At 46.6% G+C, this 20,177-nt stretch carries 18 protein-coding genes; 3 read left to right on the top strand and 15 right to left on the bottom strand.

Annotated elements, in window-relative coordinates; all coding sequences use genetic code 11:
* Nucleotides 1-158: 158 nt before the first annotated feature.
* Genes QUA16_RS06115 through QUA16_RS06105 form a run of 3 tightly spaced genes read right to left on the bottom strand, consistent with a single transcriptional unit; the run spans nt 159 to nt 2,351 of the window.
* Nucleotides 159-380 carry a hypothetical protein gene (locus QUA16_RS06115; RefSeq protein WP_333107641.1) on the bottom strand — a complete coding sequence of 74 codons (222 nt, stop codon included), beginning with the start codon at nt 378-380 and terminating at the stop codon, nt 159-161.
* Nucleotides 377-2,146: a S8 family peptidase gene (locus QUA16_RS06110; protein WP_333107643.1), complete on the bottom strand. Its 1,770-nt coding sequence runs from the start codon at nt 2,144-2,146 to the stop codon at nt 377-379. Before QUA16_RS06110 ends, QUA16_RS06115 begins: the two co-directional genes overlap by 4 nt.
* 49 nt (nt 2,147-2,195) lie before the next feature.
* Nucleotides 2,196-2,351 (bottom strand): hypothetical protein, encoded by a 156-nt coding sequence (locus tag QUA16_RS06105; protein WP_333107640.1) that lies wholly within the window; start codon nt 2,349-2,351, stop codon nt 2,196-2,198.
* A 50-nt stretch (nt 2,352-2,401) separates the two neighbouring features.
* Between QUA16_RS06105 and QUA16_RS06100 the strand changes: the two genes are divergently transcribed.
* The 3 genes from QUA16_RS06100 (at nt 2,402) to QUA16_RS06090 (ending at nt 7,774) form a co-directional block, all read left to right on the top strand.
* On the top strand, nt 2,402-2,818 hold the full coding sequence (locus tag QUA16_RS06100) for a hypothetical protein (RefSeq protein ID WP_333107642.1): 417 nt from the start codon (nt 2,402-2,404) through the stop codon (nt 2,816-2,818).
* 430 nt (nt 2,819-3,248) lie between these two features.
* Complete coding sequence (locus tag QUA16_RS06095; RefSeq protein ID WP_333107639.1) at nt 3,249-4,946, top strand: pentapeptide repeat-containing protein; 1,698 nt, start codon at nt 3,249-3,251, stop codon at nt 4,944-4,946.
* 488 nt (nt 4,947-5,434) lie between these two features.
* Nucleotides 5,435-7,774: a S8 family serine peptidase gene (locus QUA16_RS06090; RefSeq protein WP_333107638.1), complete on the top strand. Its 2,340-nt coding sequence runs from the start codon at nt 5,435-5,437 to the stop codon at nt 7,772-7,774.
* A gap of 163 nt (nt 7,775-7,937) precedes the next feature.
* On the opposite strand, the gene QUA16_RS06085 is transcribed toward QUA16_RS06090, so the two are convergent.
* From QUA16_RS06085 to QUA16_RS06030, 12 genes are all read right to left on the bottom strand, one after another.
* A complete protein-coding gene (locus QUA16_RS06085; RefSeq protein WP_333107637.1) occupies nt 7,938-8,150 on the bottom strand; it encodes a hypothetical protein in 213 nt (70 codons plus the stop codon).
* A gap of 53 nt (nt 8,151-8,203) precedes the next feature.
* On the bottom strand, nt 8,204-9,274 hold the full coding sequence (locus tag QUA16_RS06080; protein WP_333107636.1) for a patatin-like phospholipase family protein: 1,071 nt from the start codon (nt 9,272-9,274) through the stop codon (nt 8,204-8,206).
* Nucleotides 9,275-9,507: 233 nt separating this feature from the next.
* Nucleotides 9,508-10,038, bottom strand: a complete 531-nt coding sequence (locus QUA16_RS06075) for a peptidoglycan-binding protein (protein ID WP_333107635.1) — start codon at nt 10,036-10,038, stop codon at nt 9,508-9,510.
* 300 nt (nt 10,039-10,338) lie between these two features.
* Nucleotides 10,339-10,554, bottom strand: a complete 216-nt coding sequence (locus QUA16_RS06070) for a hypothetical protein (protein ID WP_333107634.1) — start codon at nt 10,552-10,554, stop codon at nt 10,339-10,341.
* A gap of 295 nt (nt 10,555-10,849) precedes the next feature.
* Complete coding sequence (locus tag QUA16_RS06065) at nt 10,850-11,557, bottom strand: hypothetical protein (protein WP_333107633.1); 708 nt, start codon at nt 11,555-11,557, stop codon at nt 10,850-10,852.
* A gap of 50 nt (nt 11,558-11,607) precedes the next feature.
* Entirely contained in the window at nt 11,608-12,213 is a 606-nt protein-coding gene (locus tag QUA16_RS06060) for a hypothetical protein (RefSeq protein WP_333107632.1), read from the bottom strand.
* Nucleotides 12,200-12,370 carry a hypothetical protein gene (locus QUA16_RS06055; RefSeq protein WP_333107631.1) on the bottom strand — a complete coding sequence of 57 codons (171 nt, stop codon included), beginning with the start codon at nt 12,368-12,370 and terminating at the stop codon, nt 12,200-12,202. Before QUA16_RS06055 ends, QUA16_RS06060 begins: the two co-directional genes overlap by 14 nt.
* Nucleotides 12,371-12,545: 175 nt before the next feature.
* The gene (locus QUA16_RS06050) at nt 12,546-12,857 is read right to left on the bottom strand and encodes a hypothetical protein (RefSeq protein ID WP_333107630.1); all 312 of its coding nucleotides are present in this window, start codon (nt 12,855-12,857) and stop codon (nt 12,546-12,548) included.
* Between the two features lie 419 nt (nt 12,858-13,276).
* Entirely contained in the window at nt 13,277-15,403 is a 2,127-nt protein-coding gene (locus QUA16_RS06045; RefSeq protein WP_333107629.1) for a HEAT repeat domain-containing protein, read from the bottom strand.
* A 184-nt stretch (nt 15,404-15,587) separates the two neighbouring features.
* Nucleotides 15,588-15,947 carry a nitrite reductase small subunit NirD gene (nirD, locus tag QUA16_RS06040; protein ID WP_333057424.1) on the bottom strand — a complete coding sequence of 120 codons (360 nt, stop codon included), beginning with the start codon at nt 15,945-15,947 and terminating at the stop codon, nt 15,588-15,590.
* A gap of 470 nt (nt 15,948-16,417) precedes the next feature.
* A complete protein-coding gene (nirB, locus tag QUA16_RS06035) occupies nt 16,418-18,982 on the bottom strand; it encodes a nitrite reductase large subunit NirB (RefSeq protein WP_333107628.1) in 2,565 nt (854 codons plus the stop codon).
* Nucleotides 18,983-19,329: 347 nt separating this feature from the next.
* Nucleotides 19,330-20,118: an ABC-2 family transporter protein gene (locus QUA16_RS06030; protein WP_333107627.1), complete on the bottom strand. Its 789-nt coding sequence runs from the start codon at nt 20,116-20,118 to the stop codon at nt 19,330-19,332.
* Nucleotides 20,119-20,177 lie beyond the last annotated feature (59 nt).

The following is a 20,177-nucleotide window of genomic DNA, read 5'->3' as shown; positions in this document are numbered from 1 at the left end:
CATTCTCTCCCGGCGCGGTGGCTCTAGTTCTTCTTTTGCCACCGTTCTCATCTTTGGCTAGTCTAAACTACAGTAAATAAAGATGCACCCTGATTAATAAACCCCAGCCAATTTTGGCCGGGGTTTTTTTTTCTCGAAAGCTGGATTAGTCGATCGACCTACAACACATCAAAAGACTGCACCTCAAGCACCGGGCCGATCATAGCAAAAGTCATCACATCCTTGCGGACTTCACCTTTAACACTGACTTTCAAACCAGCTTTTTTCAAGTCAGAAGGAGCATCCTTAAGTTCGTAAGTTTCCCCATCTTGGCCAACCAAAGCCCAAGTGCCAGGGCCTAATCCTTTGCGTTCAATTTCACCTTTGACAGTAATACTCATGCCGATCGCACCTCTGTTTTAATTGCTAAACGCGCCAGTCCGAAACACAGAAAAGCATTGACAATCAAGAATGTTTGTGCTACCAAACCTGTGCCCAATCCCCAGACTGCGGGAGACACAAAAGCATTCACCGCTAAACCGCTGGCACAACCGATCGAAATTGCGATCGCGATCCACTTCCACTGTTGATGTCCCAACAGCACAGCAATCAAAATCCCAGGAATCAAAACGCTAGCAAACAACGGATTCAGCATACTGCTGCCATTAATTGCGCCGCCGAGTTCGGGAATAGAACTGCCCATCACCCGCAGCGGCCACTGCGGCAAGTCGAATACAAACAAGTTCCGCAGGAAAAAGAACCCAGAACTACCAGCCATCAAGCCGCCGGAAAAGCCCCAAGTCCACTGGAACGGAAAATAATTCCGCAAAAAGAAAGCCAGCAGGTAAGAACCGAGCACCATTGCAATTTTAGGCAACAGGGCGACTGCACCGCCGTCAATCCAAAAGCGGGGGTTGAGATACCCGTTATCGCGCAGCCAGCGGAAGAAATCGCGGAAGTTGATTTGTCCGCGCTGGGCTAGCTGAACTGCTGCGGCTGCGTCTAGGTGTCCTGAACCAAAATGGTTTAACGGATCTTCAGTGACAGTTCGCGAGGACTGCAAGAGTACACTGCGAATTTCGTCTGGTTCTGTGATACCGGAGGCCTTGACAAGGGCTGCAACGGCTGCAACGTGAGGAGAAGCCATGCTAGTGCCTTGGTAGCCTTCAAAGACTTCGGCGCCGGTTTCCGGGTCGATCGTACTTTGCAGGATTTTGCCCATTTCAGAACCGCCGGGGGCTGCAATGTCAACCCCTGCGCCGAAATTGGAGTAAGAGGCTTTTTCCTCGTCGGGGCCGAGGGCGGAAACGCCAATGACGTGGGGATAGCGGGCGGGATAGGAAGCGGAACTGTCGCCGGAGTTGCCTGCTGCTGCGATGATGACAACGCCTTTAGAGTGGGCGTAGTCGATCGCCTCTTCCATTAACTGACTTTCGCCACCGCCGCCGAGACTCATGTTAATCACGTCGGCGCCGTTGTCAGCAGCAAATTTAATTGCTTCGGCAATGTCGGAAACCGTACCACCGCCGCTGCCGCTTAAGACTTTCAGCGGCATTAAAGCTGCTTCGTAGGCGATGCCCGCAACGCCGTAATTGTTGTTAGTTGATTGGGCGACAGTACCTGCGACGTGAGTACCGTGGCCGTTGTCATCGTAGGCTTGGGCGCGATCGTTTACAAAGTCGTAGCCAGGTACAAATTTGGTTTCTTTTAAGTCAGCGACTGGAGTAATACCCGTGTCAATTATCGCTACTGTTGTGCCGCTGCCTTTGGTTTCGTTCCAGGCAGATTCTACATTGATGCTGCGGAGATTCCACTGCTTGGTATACATGGGGTCGTTGGGAATCTCGAAAGCGCTGTAGACAAAGTTCGGTTCAATGTATTCGGTATCTTTAGCCAAATTTGATTTTCTCAGGGCGTTTAGCAAAGTGCGATCGCCCTTAACTACATATACATTGTCCCCCGCTGAGAATTCGCTGTTGAGTTGCGGTGCGACTTTGTACTGTTGGGCGATCGCCTCTACTTGCTTGGCGATGTTGGCATTACCGACATCTTCGCGGAAATCCAGCACAATCGAGTCGTAAGTGCCTTGAGTAGAAAGTCCTGGGAAATTAGAAATCGCCCAGCCGAGACCGATTAAAAATAAGCACAGAAGGAAAAACTTTTTCATTGCCGATCGTCCGTTTAGGGAAGGCGTGTTCACCACAATAACCCACTTTTCACCGCCAGCGCCAGTTTTCCTTGCTGCGACTTGTGGGGTTCTCGCACGCGGGCGTTTGGTAGTTTTCGGCGGTGGCTGTTGCTAGATCAAAAATTGCTCTAATTTCTAGTTGAAATTGCAGAGCAAGTTTTAGGAGTTCAATTAATTGTATCATTAGAGAAGATGAGAAACAGAACAAGCGAGTATTTTCAACAAGGGTATTGCATGGAAAGAGGTTTAATGTGGCTGCCGCTGCTGGCAATTTTTATTGGGCTAGCTTGGGCTGGATGGAACGAGTATCAAAAGCTGGAAGCGTATCGCGTCTGGGCCGAACAATTCGCTAAAGCCAAGTACGATATTTATGCTGTACTTGGTCAGCAAGAAGACAGTTTAACTTGGGGAAAACCTACTCGCAGCGGGCCTGTGAATTTGCAAACTTTTTCTTTAAAAGACGTGCAGTCGCTGCGGTTGTTAGTGAACTCTCAGGCAGTTGATTTAGACTCACCGCCGAATTCTGGAAGTCCAATCGCCCTCGAATTTTTGCTGAAAAATGCTGCTGCGGTGCAGGTTCCTTTTACAGAAATTCCTCTAGCGACTAAATGGGGAAAACACTTGCAGCAAGAATTGCAGCGCTTTAGGTAAAAACACTCTCCGGCGGGGCAGCGTATCAGATAGGAACTCGGCTACTTGAAATTACAAAAGTCTGTAAAACTGGTAGTAGAAATAGAACTTAGGCAACAAATCCTTTGAACTGCCATCTATAGGGGTAAAGTACGCACGGATCACCCGGAGGACAGGAGTTATTGCAGTAAGTAATAGGAGTAGTGTTCCCGTGCTTAGCCCGCTCGTGTTCCGTGCGTACCTTACAGTTCAAGTTATTGACCGTAAGCATCCAGGATACAAGCCCCCGGATTCATCCGTCCAGAAATAAAAAACCTGTATCCGATGAAACTTGCCCCCCGAATTTATCTGTGGGGTCAATGCTTTAATCTAAAATCTAAAATCTAAAATCTAAAATCGATTGACCCGCGCGTCCTAAAACAGCTAAATTGCCAGCCCCCCAATCTGCGGAATGCAAACACAAGAATTTTTACAGCGCTATCAACAGGGAGAGCGCAACTTTGGTCACATTGACCTCAGCGGCGCTAATTTAAGCGGTGTTAACCTGCGAGAAATAGACCTCACTGGTGCTAACTTGACCGGTGCTAATTTAAGCTGGTCTTTTTTGAGCAATGCCAAGTTGATAGGGGCTTGTTTGCGGCGCGCGGATCTCCGCAGTGCAGGGCTAGCTGGGGCGAATCTGAGCGGGGCAAATTTGAGCGGGGCAAATCTTGCTAAAGCGGATTTGCGCCTTGCTTGTTTGGAAGCCGCAGAACTCAATTGGGCCACGTTCCCCGAAGCGGATTTGGGCGGTGCTAATCTTCAAGGAGTTAAATCTGACCAAATTAATTTGGCTGGGGCTAAACTCGACGGCGCGAAGTTGATGGCGGCGGAATTGATGGAGGCGAATCTCAACCGCGCCAGTCTTGTTGGTGCTAATTTAACGGGCGCTAATTTGCGGGAAGCGCATTTGGTGGAAGCGAATTTGCGATCGGCAATTTTGAGCGGTGTAAATTTGATTGAAGCTGACTTGAATGGCGCTCAAATGCGATCGGCAAATCTGACGGGCGCTGACTTGCACCGAGCTGTGCTGGCGGGGGCGGATTTAACTGAGGCGGTGCTGGATAACGCGGATTTGAGTCGAGCTAATCTGGCAGGTTCTTATTTATTGAAAGCGACTTTTAAGAAGGCACTTTTGCTGCGAGCTAACCTGCAAGGAGTGTATTTGCTGCGGGCCGATTTGAGCGAAGCTAATTTGCGAAGTGCGGATTTGCGGAAAGCTGATTTGAGCGGCGCTTATTTGATGGATGCGATGTTGGGTGAGGCGGATTTAAGAGAAGCTTGTTTGATTGAGTGCCGTTTGATTCGGACGAATTTGGAGGGGGCGCAGCTTACGGGTTGCTGCATTCAAAATTGGCAAGTTCAAGATGTCGATCTGTCGAGAGTTGACTGCAGCTATGTTTTTACTGGGTTTGATTATACTGCGAAAGTTGCGGCAAATCGCTTTCCGGTCGATCGCGATTTTGAGTCGGGGGAATTGGGGCGGCAGCATCAAGAGGACAGTTCTATTGTGAAGGTGTGTTTTGATGAATCTCCTAATTGGGAGGCTTTGGTTTTTACGCTGCGTCGGGTGGAGTTGGAAAGCCACGAACTCAAATTCAACGTTCAATTTTTTGATTCTGCGGGAGAACAAAGTTTACTGCGGCTGAGCGCGAACCGTTTGGTGAACGGCAAGATTTTGGGCGATCGCATTTTGGAGCTTTATCCAGATATGTTGGAAAAGGTTTTAGCCAAGGGCGCTGAAATTTTGGGTTTGCTCGACTTGGCAGTTCCTAGTAACAATGCGGAGCCGAGTAACAAGGAAGCGTTGCTCAGAAGACAGGAAATATACCAGCGAATGGTGCGCCAAATTTCGTTTATTTTGATGTCTCAGACGCCGGATAAATTCTCCGAAAGCGTGCAGCGACTGTTGGATTATTTGAAGCAGCAAGGTATCCCGACAGAGCAGATTCAAAAGAAAGTCATCAGTCAGGCGATCGTGCAGCGGGCGAAGCAAGATCCGGTGTTTCGGGAACAGTTGCTCGCGTGGGAGAAAACGGCGTCCGATCGCGTTCGCGGTTCGATGATGGGGGAAGCGGTGCGGTATGCGATCGGCCTTTTATCGGAATAAATCGATATGTGCGATCGGTACGGGAGATGTTCGCACGGTTTCTGGGACTTGCTGATTTACGGTATGAAAGGCTAAATATGCAACTCGTATAAACCATTACATACCAAGCTTCGGGATTTTTAACTGATTTTTTTGATACCTTGATTAAGCAACGCGTTGGTGTTAGCTCCTATACATTCTGTTGTATTGACAACATATTCCCTAGTTCAGAAATCACCAGGCTGGCGATCGCAAGCTCGATCGAGCCAGGAAGAGGAACATAATCTTCTTTGACTATTGCAGGACTGACGCCATTATCATAATTAGTAAGGTGCCTCAGATATCGAAACCCTCAATAACCGTTCCAGCAATTCATCTGACCCACCCTAAAATTTGATTTTAGTGTGCCAGTTGGGTAACTCCTGTATTGTTAAAAAACGTTGCAATTTCATGATTATTTTTTTCTCATTATTAAAATATATTTTTAATCTGACCAGGAGCATCTAGTTGTGAATAGTTCCAGCAATGACGGTAACTTTTTCGATCTAACTCCCAATTCTGATTACTTCAGGCTAACCCCTGGACTTTTAAATCCCTTCACCAGAGGACTGCGGGCTTTAGAAGGTAATGATATTGTGATTGGTTCGGCCTCTCCAGAATTGATCGATGGCGGTGGCGGTGAGGATTGGCTGTTCGGGGAGGTCGGTAACGATGCCCTCATCGGAGGTCAAGGAAATGACTTGCTGCGCGGCGGTCAAGGCAGCGACCTACTTAGAGGTGATGAGGGCGATGACATTTTGGCTGGCGACTTGGATGGAGACACGCTAGTTGGTGGTAGTGGCAATGATGGGTTTGTACTCCGAACCGATCTAAATGCAGCAGCAGTAGATTGGATCGCTGACTTCGACCCTAGATTTGACGGCATTGGATTAACTGACAATCTCAGCGAAGCTGACCTAAATCTAGAACCCTCGGCAGGGGGAACTTTAATTAGGATTCAAGCTAATAACAGGATCTTGGGACAGGTGGCGGACGTTTCGCCAGAGCAACTCCAGAATCGTTTTGCCCCTGCCGATTTCGTCTTAGATGACAACTTTAACAGGCCAATAAATCTCGATTCCCTGAGCAATCCTATTTTGGGTTTCGTAGGTGAAGACGACTTCCAAGATATTTACACTTTCACCACTGACACACTCAGCAGTATTAAATTGAAACTCAAAGATTTGAGTGCGGACGCTGATTTATTTATCGCAAGGGATGCCAATGGCGATGGTAGCTCGATTGGAGAGGAATTCTCTGCCTCCCAAAATTTTGGAAGCGTGGAAGAAGTAATTGAAAGTCGCTTTCTTGTACCCAGCAGATACTTTGTCTCCGTTCAACAGGGTGTACGGCGAGCTAACACCAGCTACAAGCTGGAGATAACTGTCAATCCAATCTTGCTGAACCAAGCTATTCCTATTGGCACATTCAGCAGCGGAGTCAAGGGTTCATTGGACGGCGTTGTTGAGGAAAAACAACCTGTGCAACTTTACAAATTTGATCTCCCACAGCCCAGCGACCTTCAAGTCAACTTGCGGGGAATGTATCCAGATGCTGATGCGGATTTAGTGCTGTTTCAGGATGTTAACAACAACAACAAGGTTGATTTTGGTGAAATTCTTGGCGTTCCTCAACAACAAGGCAACAATCCAGAGGAAATTTTATTTAGAGGGTTGTCAGCAGGTAGTTATTTTCTCGGAGTCAATCGTTTTGCAGGCTACACGCCCTACAACCTGAGCATTTTAGCTGCACCAGCAACAGATAAGTTCAACAGCTTGTTTGGCTACGGGCTGGTGGATGCAGCAGCGGCCGTTGCGGCTGCCACTGATAAACAGCAGTTGGATGCTGCTGACCCGCTCACCAGTGCAGCTAAGTTCAATAATATAGGGGACTTAAACCTGCTAAATGTTGCCCCAGCCTGGAAAGCAGGATACACGGGTAAAGGTGTTGTGGTTGCGGTACTCGATAGTGGCGTTGACTTGAGTCATCCCGATTTAACGAGCAATATCTGGCGGAATCCTAATGAAATTCCGGGGAATGGTATTGATGACGATCTCAATGGAGTTAGTGATGATGTAAATGGGTGGGATTTTGTGGATGGCGATGCCAATCCCTCCCCAGATTCAAATGATCAGCGTGGGTTGCACGGAACTCATGTAGCAGGAATTATTGGGGCGAAAAGAAATGGAATTGACATCAATTCTCCCAATAAAAGCTACGAAATGAATGGGGTTGCTTATGATGCTCAGATTATACCAATTAGGGTATTGGGACGTTCAAATTCTGCTAATGTCGCTGCTGGCATTTACTATGCGGTAAACAATGGCGCAAATGTTATTAACATGAGTTTCGGTAACCTGTTTGCCTATCCCAAAGTGCGAGAAGCGCTAGAATATGCCAAGCAACGCGGAGTTTTTGTGGTAATGGCAGCGGGAAATGACAGGGATAAACTCAACCCAAGCGAACCAAGTTTTCCAGCATTTTATGCTTTCGACAATTTGGGAGTAGCTGTCGGAGCAGTAACAACTCCAGGTAAACAGGTAACAATTTTTTCCAATCCTGCTGGTTCGATAACAACCAATTTTGTGGTTGCTCCGGGCTATGAAGTCTTATCTACAGTTCCGATTACGGCGGGAAACGTAGATGGTTATAGCATATTGAACGGAACGTCTATGGCTGCTCCCTATGTTGCAGGTGTAGTTGCTCTAATGCTTCAGGCTAATCCAAACTTAACTCCTGACCAACTTTTGGAATTTCTGACGGCAACAGCAAAAGCTGAAGGAATTACCTCGGAAGTTCGTGAGACATAATTAAGAACTGTTGGGAAATTTCTTGAACTCCGGTTTCTTGGAAAATCCTGGACGCAACATCACCACAGACGGGGGAACCACGGGGGATTGCCCCTACATTTCACGGGCTTGTGCAGAGGCTTTGCGTCGAGGACTGTTGGAGAAACTGGGGTATTGTTTTTGTTTACCAATCTTGGCTGTGCAGCCTGCTGCCCGCTAAGGCCCGGACTTGTTCGTAGGCGTCGGAAACTGCAAGCGATCGCAACATTGGCACAACTCCCGAATTTTCGGGAACATTTGCTTTGGTGGGATAAAAGAGCTTCGGATTGCGATCGCTCTTCGGTAATGGGGGAAGCGGTGCGGTTTGGGATGCCCTGTTGTGGGAATGAATACACACACAATCTTACCCCATTAAAAATCCTCCAACCAGAGATCGATTTAACGCTGCGGTTAATTAGAATATAGTTCAGTGTCCTCCTTCAACAGGTTACACAAATCATCTAAATCTCTCTTACTGTGTTCAATCAGTTTTTCACCTCGCTTCTCTAGGTACTCAATATTACTGGGACTTGCATTGTCCATTTGATCGTGACCATTATCGCTACTCAATTGAAGTTGAAAACGATAGTAGTTTCGGTTATTTTCTTTGTCTCCTTTAGTCACCATTAGCTGAGCGAGCTGATAGGCAACAGATTCGCTTTGACCATCGAAAACAACGTTAAGTAAGGGAAGTGCCCATTTGATTTGTCCCCAATTTTTCACGTCTCTATACTTATATTTCTTAGTTAGTGAGCCAGTCCCCAAAGAAACAACAAGGGTATCCTTACGGTGTAGTTCTTCCTCAGTCTTTCTCTTGTAAGAAATCATCGCCTCCATCATTGCAAGTGAGGAAGGATTATTTGCAAAAATTCCGCCGTCTACCAAAGCGTAATATCCCTCATCTGTACGATGTCCCGTTTCGAGTTGGTAGGGTGGAAAGAATGTCGGTGCAGCAGAAGTTGCCATTGCTGCCTCAAACATTTTGAATCCGCTACATACTTTGCGGCTATCAAAATTCTCGGTTTCCTCTGCCTTCGGATTGTTTGTAAAAAAAATCGGTGCTCTCAGTTCGATATCATAGCTCGTGATGAAAATTTCTCGTAATGCCTCTTCAACCTTAGCTTCACCTAGAAGAGCCTTTAAAACTGCTTGCTTACCTTGTGGGTTGTGCTTGGGTTGTAGTAAATCATCAAAAGATAGTGGAATATTCTGATTAAAAACCTTTTCTCCATATTGGCGATAGAAATTTACAAGTTCGGCCGCGGTATACTCTGGCTCATGATTGATGCTAGAGTCTGAGTTCTTTCTAGTTAAACCCAGTGCTAAAATTCCTCCTGTTGAAGTGCCTGCAATAAAATCAAACATTGTTGCTATGCGTTTTCCGGTGCGCTCTTCAATGTAGTTCAGAACGATCGCAGGAATAATACCCCGAATACCACCACCATCAATTGAGAGAATTCTTCTCTTGAATTTAGTACCCATCACATTTACTCCTTTAGATATTGCTTAAAGTGTCAAGCTCGATGAAACAAACTCATACAGCCTCAAAATACCAACACCCTACGTCATGATATGGTTTCCGGCTGCATCGGCATAATAAGATCGAGTCAACAGTCAACAGTCAACAATTCAGTTTTTCAACCCCTAATCAACAGTCAACAGTCAACAATTATTTCGAGGACTGCAACAGGAATTGATATTAATCCAACCAGGCATTAATGCGGTAACTTGCTGAGGGCGTGCCAAGTTTTGTAGCCGACAATTCCATCTTGCGGTAAAGCCTTGCCCAGTTGCAATTGTCGCACTGCTACATCTGTCATCGCCCCGAAGAATCCGTCACTCGAACCGAAATAGTATCCATTGATTTTCAAGACATTCTGAACAATTTTAACAGCATTACCAGAACTGCCCTTCATGACGATCGGCATATTCACAGGTGCACCAGAGTATAGTGCTTGCCAAGTGATAGGGCCGACAATCCCATCTTCTTGTAAAAAGACGCGGTGTTGATAGCCTTTGACGGCGTTTTGAACTTGGACACCGAAGATACCGTCAATGGCGCCAAAATAATATGCCCAATGATATAGAAGCTGTTGTAGTTCCTTGACAGCTTGACCTGTTGAACCCATTTGTAAAGTGGGTTTGTTTACTCCAGTGGTTGCAGCAAATGCAAGAGTTGATTGAGAAGTAGTATCGGCGACGAGAGCCATAGTTTCATTGTTCAAGCTTCTTTCTTCGGTATACATAAGGTGGTTCCTCTCAACATTTAAGTTTTTGTCTTTGATATTTCAGGTATAACTGGTGGAATTTGTGGATGCACAGTCACTTTTTCGAGTGTCACTCATTTGAGTGTCACTCATTTGAGTTAGTCCCAGTGTTAACTGTTAATATCTCTTCCGGCTGCGCCGGAATGATATACTGAAAGAATGTTAAGAGTGCAACGAAGACAAGTTATGCCTAAACGCCTAAAGTTGGAGCCTCATCAAACTCCAGAAAGAAGAGCAGGCATGATGAATTTTCCAAGGTGTCTAAAGGATTGTTTCTACTTACCAGTCTGGGCTGCGTAGCCGGCGACCCGCTAAGGCCCGCACTTGCTCTTCTGCGTCGGAAACGGAAAGCCTCGTGTAGCGGGCCAAGCAAGACTCGGCTTTTCCGGAACAGTTGCTCAGGTGGGAGAAAACGCCGTCCGATCGCGTTGGCTGTTCGATGATGGGGGAAGCGGTGCGGTTTGCGATCGCCCTTTTGTGGGAATGAATAGACATAGAAGTTAAAAGCCACTCCCGGGAGGATTCGATGCCTGTCCCACAAGAATTGTTGGAGATGTCTACTGATTCCTATAAATCTTCTTAATCAAGTCCGACAAACACTTCGTCTTAAACACATGAGCCGAAGCACAGAAAATATTTATTTGCACTCGCTTCTAGACAATATTTACTTTCATAAAAAACGTCACCCCTAAAAATATGATTTAGCAACTAAACCTTTCCACTCACTGGAGATCAGTAACTTGATAACTCAAACTCGACTCTGCAACTAAGTTCCGGTGTATTTGGTTTGTTAGGCTTGGTCATAAGGGTACTTTTTATACCATCTTCGATTTGAAGCTGGTTCAAAATAGCCAATTACTTCATATGCGAAACTGCAAAGAGGTTTATCATGCATTCTGAGCATAGTTCCCCAAATTGTCTCATCTTTTATACCTGATGCCTTTTGGTCAATGGATTTGAGATGGATGATCCGATCTCGCACTCTTTTCATCTCTATGTAGTGTTCCCAAACTTTCTTACCTTTTGGGCTGAGAACAGAGTATATTTTGGGAAGAACTTTATCTGACTTTTCATCTAAATTCACTTTTCTATCGATTTCATTTTTATCGTAACTTCGCTCCTCTCCTGTCTTTTCAACTCTAAAAACATACTTAAAGTTCTCTGGAATGGACTCATTAGCAAATGCTTCGACTGCGGTAAAAGAGTAGACTGAATGCGAAATGAAATTTTCAAAAAAATCAAAAAGCAGACCTTGATCGTCTGGCCAAATTCCTTGATCGTGATGGTCAAAAAAACTTAAAGGTTCAACATCCTTAATCTTCACATATGCTCGGTATGCAAGATGAAGGAATAATGCTGGGCCGGATGGCAGGCCGAAGGAGACTACATTTTCTTTAAGTAGCTCTTCGGTAGCAATTGAATCAAGCCCCGTCCCAACCTTATCAATTGCGTAATAGCGCCCATCTTGCTTCTCAAGGAGTTGGTCTTGATAATCCATAAATAATCTCCTAGTTTAACAGTAAAATTAGGCAGCAGTTTCACAACCAGTTAATCTTTGGTTGGTTCCATATCTTGGATACTCAACAAATCGATCAATGGCTTGAGATCCAGATACATTGTGCGATAAGGCACAGATGGTGGTAAGGACTCATTAGGATCGGCAAATTGAAAACCAAACTTCTCGTAAAAGCCAGATGCGTCATAGGGAGGAGTAGTATCCGGGTCGTAAAGTGCGTCAACGGTCATAAAGCGCACACCAACCGTAGGTGAAACTTCCGCTGCAACGTACTCTACTGCCCATTCAACTAGACGGCGACCTGCTCCTTTCGCACGTCTATCTACCGCTAGTAAACCAATCTTGATGGCTGGAAACGATCGATACTGAACGCCTTCGTCAAGCAGGATTGATTCATCAACTTCCAGTTTATCTGCGAGTAGGGTGATGTAACCAGCCAAACTGTCTTCACAGCGTAAAATCCAGCATTGACTAATACGAGCGTCAATCTCTCGCTGAATGCGTCCTTGTCGCCAGTAGGTGACAAACTCACCGCGCAGACAGCGAAACCCCTGACCAGAAATAGCAAGAGCGGAGGTCAACTGCTCGACAGGCAGGTCGGAAAAATCAACTCCAGCAAACTTACTACTTGGCGGCATTGGCAGTTGTCTGACGATGGCGACGAGCCGCGATCCGTTTAGCTAAAGCTAAAGCAGCTTCATTGGCAACATAACCACCACTCTTAAGGGCATGGGCAAGTTTCTGAACTTCGCTACCTGAGATTGGTTTGGAAACTGTATGGAGTGGGTACTTCATTACTAAATCTGATTAACTAATTTTATTGTAACAGAGCGCTACCTGTGCAAGGAGCGCTCTCCCTGGTATTCGCAGAAAAAGGGTTCGTGTTCCACTTCCTCTGCACCTATATCGGTCGTCCGGATACTGGTAAAGGTAGACCTTTTCGATTTATATTGAATCATTTCAAGACAACCTAACGAATACTGATTTGGGCTGACACAAAAACTCCTTCTTTAATGCCTGTTTTACTATGCCAATCAGGTATCAAGATAACTTTAGAGACTTCCACTTGCCAACCAGCAAACTGTAAAGTATCACCAACACGAGGAATTATGGGTAGCCCTACATACCAACATCCTTCACCTTTTTTGTTGTCCTCAACATCCGTGCCATCCCAACAAAAAATATTAGGATACTGAACGGATAAGTTATCAGTTTTTTTTAGACGGTTGCCTTGAGCGTCAGAATAATTTTTTATCTCACATAAATACCATTGTGTCTGCATAGTGGAAACTCCTACTCTATATCCATCAGTATTTTACTTAAACATTGCAACCTACAGATATAGCAATCCTAAATCATTTGTGAATTTCTTACTCCCGAACCGCGGGTTCGGGGAGGGTTTGGGTGGGGTAAAAACTTTACGACTCATATCATGTCCGATCTATTGACCATAATATCCCGGCCGGGCGGGTTTTTGAGATTGTCAATTATTGGCAGATATTGTTAGTGAACCCGCCCCTACCTGATGAATGGTAATCGACCGGACATGATATCATTTAGGATTGCTATATAGCCTTTCTCAGAAAGATGAGGTACTCATGGGCATAGGGCATAGGCCTCCGTGGGCATAGGGCATACCTCACCACGCTTGAGAACCGCTATAACTTTCTGGTTGCTGTCCCCACCATGAATTATTTCGGTTTACCAGTCTTGGCTGCGTAGCCGGCGACCCGCTAAGGCCCGCACTTGCTCTTCTGCGTCGGAAACGGAAAGCGATCGCAACAACGGCACAACTCCCGGATTTTCGGGATAATGTTCGATAATCGCTTCGAGCGCTGTAAATCTGGGATTGTAAGGAAAAGAACCGTTTTGATTGTCAGGATCGCTCAAAGCTCGATCGCGCAAAAACTCAAACATTCCCGGCTCGTCTTTCCATCCCCGCATTAACTCTACCAGGGCGATCGCCCGCACCTGCGAATCTTCATCCTTTTGAGCTCTAATTTTGAGCCACTCGAAAGTTTGAGACTGATTTGTCCGTGCCCGGGCTAACTTTTGCAAAGCGATTTGCCTGACAGCGGGACTCTCATCGCCTTCTGCTTTAGCCTCCAGCAGCATCCAAGTTTCAGGATTGTCTGGCCAGTTGTAAGCTAGTTCAAGCACCACCGCTTGCCGCACCAGCGCTTCCCCAGAATCGAGCTCAATTTTCACCCAAGGCAAGGTTTCCGGGTGGTCGGGCCACCCCCGCACGATCGCCCGCACCAGCACGCTCAGCAGGTGAGAATCATGCTCCAACTCGACCCGGCTTTTGAGGAAAGGCAGCGTCTCGCCCCGGTGAGACCAGCGTTTTGCGATCTCTTCCACCGCAGTTTCTCGCACGTTCAGGTGTCTGTCTGACGCGGCGAGATTTTGCAACCAGCCAAAGACTTCGAGACTGCCTGACGCCACTGTGGCGACAGCCTCCACTACTACTTGCCGCACAGTCCAGTAATCCTCGGAATCAGCTATTTTTTGCAGCAGGGGCAGGGTTTCTGGGTGGTCGGGCCAACCTGCGGCTATCTCTTGTAGGGCTATTTCGCGCAGGTCGGCGTCGCGATCGCCCAATGCTATATTTTTCAAAAAAGTCAGAGTTTCGGGGTTCCCGGGCCAGCCAGAGGCAATTGCTTGCACTGCTGAGCGCCGGACGCTCGAACTCTGGTCGGACTCGGCTTTAGTCTTCAGCAGCGGGTAAATGTCTGGTTCGTCGGGCCAGTGCGAGGCCAATTCTTCTAAGGCTGCTGTCCGCACTTCTTTGCTGCTGTCGGATTCGGCTAGGCTTTTCAGCAGCAGGCAAACGTCGGCTGCAGCAGGCCAGCCCGCTGCCAACTCCCGCACCGCTACGGTTCGCAGGATAGAACTTCCTGTCTGGGCAAGGTTTTTGAGCAGGGAGGCCGTGCCTAAAAGGCTGTGCCAACCTCTGGCTATTTCTTGCCACGCACAGACTCGCACTCCCAAATTTTCGTCGGATTCGGCGGCGGTTCTCAGCAGCAGCAAGGTATCTGTGCGATCGGGCCAATTAGAGGCCAACTGTTCCAGTGCTGCGGTGCGGACTGCGGGACTTTGATCTGACTGAGCCAAGGTAGTCAGCAGTGGCAAGGTATCGATCGTGTCTGGCCAACCACAAGCCATTTCTCGCACACAGGTCGATCGCACTGCCCAGCTTTGATCGGATTTGGCGAGTTTTTTGAGCATCAGGTAAATTTCTGGCTGGTCTGGCCAACCACGGGCTATTGCTTCGACTGCTGTGGATCGGACTTCGCCACAGTCGGTGGAGTGAGCGAGTATTTTCAGCCAGGGCAGGGTTTGCGGGTCGTTTTTCCAAGTTTGGGCGATCGCCACGATCGATCGATTACGAATTTGATAAGTTTCCTGCAATTCTTGAGCGCTTTGATAAAGAATCAGGAAACCCGTACCGTATTGCGATAACTTTTTTAAAGCGTTTAACAGTTTTTTTTCGGTTTTTTTATTAACATCATTTTTAACTTTTAACAAGCATTGCGCTGCTAAAAACAAATTAATAAATTTTTCTTGTTGACCGTTCTGATCTGTGAGATATTCTATAATTTGGCTCGCTGTTTCTTTGTCGAGCTTAGCTGCAATTTCTCGGAGGACTTCGTGCAAAGATTCGTCCCGCCAGTGCTGGCCGAAAACTTGTATGTTGAGTTCGCCCCAAGTCAGTTGACCGATTTTGAGTTGGGCATGGATGAACTCTGCTACAGTCTGGGGATTATTTTCGGAAACAAGTTTTTTTAACAACATACCAATACCCTGCCCGCTGAAGTTTGTTTGCATTGACCATCCTCGCATCAGCTCGGATATTAGTTGAGATTTTTTGAGCGAGCGTGGAGTATGGAACCAATCGACTCTATTTTATACGAAAAATACTGAGTCGGGAGGGCCCCAATGCAAAATCCGCCAGCACCCACAGGAATGTTAGGTGGTGGCGGATGGCGCTCGAACAATTAAGCCGCTGAATCTAACTAACAGCTACTTGGACGCGATCGGCTACAACCCGAACCGCAAAAGTAGGAATCTTTACCGTTTCATCATCCAGACATTGCCCGGTAGTGAGACTAAAGTTTTGCTTGTAAATGGGAGAAGCAACTTTGAGAGTGCCGTTGCGATCGCCCACAATTCCCCGCGACAAAACAAAAGCTTTACTAAACGGGTCGTAATTGCTAAGCGCATAAACTTCATCCCCGTTTCCCACTCGGAAAATCGCCACTTGTTCGCCTTTAACTAAAGCGCAAACTCCAGTATAAGGGGCGATCGCATCCAGAGAACACACATCTACCCAAGTTGTTACTGTATCGGAAACTTGTAATGATTGAACCATCTTCTTTTCCTGTTAGTTTACTTCAATCTCGTTCCCAGTCTCCGGCTGGGAGCGTAGGTTTCGAGGCTCTGCCTCGCGTTTTGAGGCTCTGCCTTGCCTCGCGGCAGGAGGCAGAGCCTCCCGCAATTCATTCCCAGGCAGAGCCTGGGAACCAGATTCTTGCTCCCTCCCCTGATTCCAATCTCGTTCCCAGTCTCCGGCTGGGAGCGTAGGTTTCGAGGCTCTGCCTCGCGTTTTGAGGCTCTGCTTTCTTTTCCTGTTAATTTACTTCAATCTCGTTCCCAGTCTCCGGCTGGGAACGTAGATTTCGAGGCTCTGCCTCGCGTTTTGAGGCTCTGCCTCGCCTCGCGGAAGGAGGCAGAGCCTCCCGCAATTCATTCCCAGGCAGAGCCTGGGAACGAGATTAAACGAGATTAACGAGATTAATATTCTTGTCCCCCCCTTATTAAGGGGGGCGCCAGGGTGATCGATTATTCCGAAACTCCAGCCAGAGCCTTTTCATGTTCGTTAGCCGGCCGCGCTTGTCCCCGTTCCGCAACACGAACAATACTCGGATCGGGCAAATCGGAATTCACAAAATGCTGGAACCGCTGCACCTTTTGTGGGTCTTCAATCGTCGTTTTCCACTCACATTGATAAGTATTCACTAAATGTTCCATTTGCGCTTCTAATTCAGCACAAATGCCCAGAGAATCCTCAATTATTACCTGTTTCAAGTATTCAATCCCGCCCTCAAGTTTGTTCAACCAAGTAGCAGTGCGTTCCAATCTGTCGGCCGTGCGGATGTAGAAAACCAAGAATCGATCGATATACTTAATCAAAGTTTCCTTATCGATATCCGTCGCCAGCAAAACCGCGTGCTGCGGCTTAATGCCGCCATTGCCACACACGTACAAATTCCAACCGTTTTCCGTCGCAATTATCCCAAAATCCTTGCTTTGAGCTTCCGCGCATTCGCGAGTGCAACCAGAGACAGCAGATTTGAGCTTGTGGGGCGATCGCAAACCGCGATACCGCAATTCAACTTCGATCGCCAAACTCGTTGAATCCTGCACCCCAAAGCGGCACCAAGTGCTACCCACACAAGATTTTACAGTACGCAGAGCCTTACCGTAAGCGTGTCCCGACTCAAATCCCGCATCAATCAACCGACGCCAAATATGCGGCAATTGATCCACACGAGCTCCAAACAAATCAATCCGTTGCCCGCCAGTAATCTTAGTATAAAGCCCAAAATCCCTGGCAACTTCACCCAAAACAATCAACTTATCCGGCGTAATTTCTCCCCCCGGTATTCGCGGTACCACCGAATAAGTACCGTCGCGCTGAATGTTTGCCAAAAAGTAATCGTTCGTATCTTGCAAACCGACGTGAGACTTCTCTAAAATATGGTCATTCCAAGTAGAAGCCAGCATCGAACCAACAGCAGGCTTGCAAATTTCGCAGCCCTTACCTTTGCCATGTCTTTCAATCAACTCCTCAAAGGTTTTAATCTCTTGAGAACGCACTAAATGGTACAATTCTTGACGAGAATATTCAAAATGTTCGCAGAGATTATTTTTGACTGCAAACCCAGCTTTCTTCATCTCCGACTTGAAGATATCCGTCACCAAAGGCACGCACCCGCCGCAGCCAGTACCAGCTTTAGTGCATTTCTTGACGCTGGCAACATCGGTTAAATTATAATCGCGAATCGCTGCACAAATCTCCCCTTTGGTAACATTATTGCAAGAACAAATTTGAGCAGAATCCGGCAAACTGTCTACTCCGAAACCGGCCGGTGTTCCCCCTTCTCGCGGTGGCATTAACAAATCTTCGGGATGCGGCGGCAGAGCAATTTCATTTTGCATGAATTGCAGCAAAGTGCCGTAAGCCGAAGCATCTCCTACGAGAATTCCGCCTAAAATTCGGCTACCGTCTTGATTTAAAACTAATTTTTTGTAAATGCCTTGGAAGGTGTCAGCGACAACAATTTCTTTAGCATCGCCCGACTTGGGAAAAGGATTTCCAAAACTAGCGACATCCACCCCCAATAATTTGAGTTTAGTGGACATATCCGCACCTGTAAAAGTGCTTGTGGGACGGGCATCTTGCCCGTCATCCGCTGCACGGCTCAAAATATCTGCAGCTACGCTTGCCATTGTATACCCAGGCGCAACTAAGCCGTAGATGCGATTTTGATACAGGGCGCATTCTCCGATCGCATAAATGTCTGGATCGGAGGTTTGGCAGCTATCATTAATCAAAATGCCACCGCGTTCTCCTACTTCTATACCGCAACTTCTGGCAATTTCGTCGCGGGGGCGAATGCCAGCAGAAAAGACAATCATATCTGTTGCCAATTCCGAACCGTCAGCAAACAGCATTTTACTAACTTTGCCATCTTCGCTGACAATTTCTGTGGTAGATTTGCTGGTGTGAACCGAAACCCCCAACTCTTCTATTTTGCTGCGGAGAATTGCCCCGCCAATTTCGTCAACTTGCACGGGCATCAGCCGCGAGGCAAACTCAACAACGTGAGTTTTTAGACCCATATTTTGGAGCGCGTTTGCACATTCTAGACCTAACAAACCGCCGCCAATCACTACGCCTGTTTTGCAGTTTTTAGCGTAATCGGACATCGCTTCCAGGTCGTCAATTGTCCGGTAAACAAAAGTTCCTGTAGCGTCTTTGCCTTTAATTGATGGCACAAATGGATAGGAACCGGTCGCGAGAACAATTTTGTCGTAGGGAACTTCTAAACCGTTGGCTGAAGAAACTATTTTTTTTTCCCGATTGATGGCGACTGCTTTGTCGCCAATGTGAAGCTTTATGTCATTTGTGTGATAAAATCCCGGTGCAACTAAAGATAAATCTCCTGCTGTTTTGCCAGAGAAAAATCCGCTGAGATTTACGCGATCGTAAGCAACGCGCGGTTCTTCACAAAAAGTAATTAAATTCCAGTGTTTGGCAGCATCCGAGCTCACCATTAACTCCAGGAACTTGTGACCTACCATGCCATTGCCGATTACAATGAGGTTTTTTTTGGCTGTCATTAGAATCTCTTTTATCCCGTTTATCAGTCGTTGGGTTTATTCATATAAGAGTTTATTGTAAACTTTTGTACTTATATATACAAAAAATGGAGATTTATGCAATTGTCGAATACTCCCGATTGCATTTTTGCATGAGGTGTGCGATCGACCGATCGACCGATTTTAGATTTTAGATTTTAGATTTTAGATTTACTCCACAGTTAAGTGGGGTGCGTTAGTCGATTTTAGATTTTAGATTTTAGATTTACTCCACAGTTAAGTAGGGTGCGTCAAGTAAGTCTTTTTGACAAAACGATTAATATTTTTACTGTGACGCACCTTACAGTTTTCTAATTCTTAATTATTATTTAAGCGCCCATGCCCGAATACTGCTTCAAGCCCTGCCGCCAAAGCCAGCGATTCCACACAAAAAACACCGCACTCCAACCCAACATTACCAACAAACCGCGGCCTACATCTACGGGCAATCCGATCAAGATAGAAGCGGGAAAATGAATCAAATAAGGAAAAGGCGTCCATAAAACTACTTCGCGCACGGATGCAGGAAACACTTGTAGCGGCGCGATAAGTCCCGATAAAAATAGGTAAATTAAAAGCCAGAATTGCTCGATCGCACTTGCCCTTTCCAACCAAAAAGCAAACAGCGCAAAGGTATACTGTATCAAGAACCGCAAACAAAAAGCCAAGACGATAACCAACAAAAACAGCAAAAACCTGCCCAAACTCGGCAGCCAAAAAGCCTGCGGGTAAAGTGCAAAAAACAGCAGCACTAATCCGCATACAAACGGCAGCCTCGCAAACCTTTCGGAAACGTGAGATGCGAAGTGGTGCCATACGGGATCGAGAGGCTGCAACAATCTATTAGATAGCCTGCCTTGCACTACTTCCTTTTCAAACTCCCAAATCACCCAAACTACATTTGTTTGCCTGACAATGAAAGCTGCTAGGAAGTAACGGGCAAAGTCGATCGAATTCAGCCCAAATTGACCATTTTCTGCCGCCTGCATCCAGACACCCATCAAGATAAACGGCAAAGCTCCTGACAGCGCCCACAAAAACAATTCCGCCCGATATTCGAGCATATAAGCGTAGTAGGTAACTAGCAAAGTTTTAGCAATTTTAACAATTCTGTTCATATCAATTGTAGATTGAATTTTTCAGTATTAGCAACGGGCAAGATGCCCGTTCCACACCA

This window comes from Microcoleus sp. S13_C3, from assembly GCF_036700905.1.
Classification (GTDB): domain Bacteria; phylum Cyanobacteriota; class Cyanobacteriia; order Cyanobacteriales; family Microcoleaceae; genus Microcoleus.
Note: the sequence above shows the minus strand (reverse complement) of the source record. Positions and strands in the feature narration are given on the sequence as shown.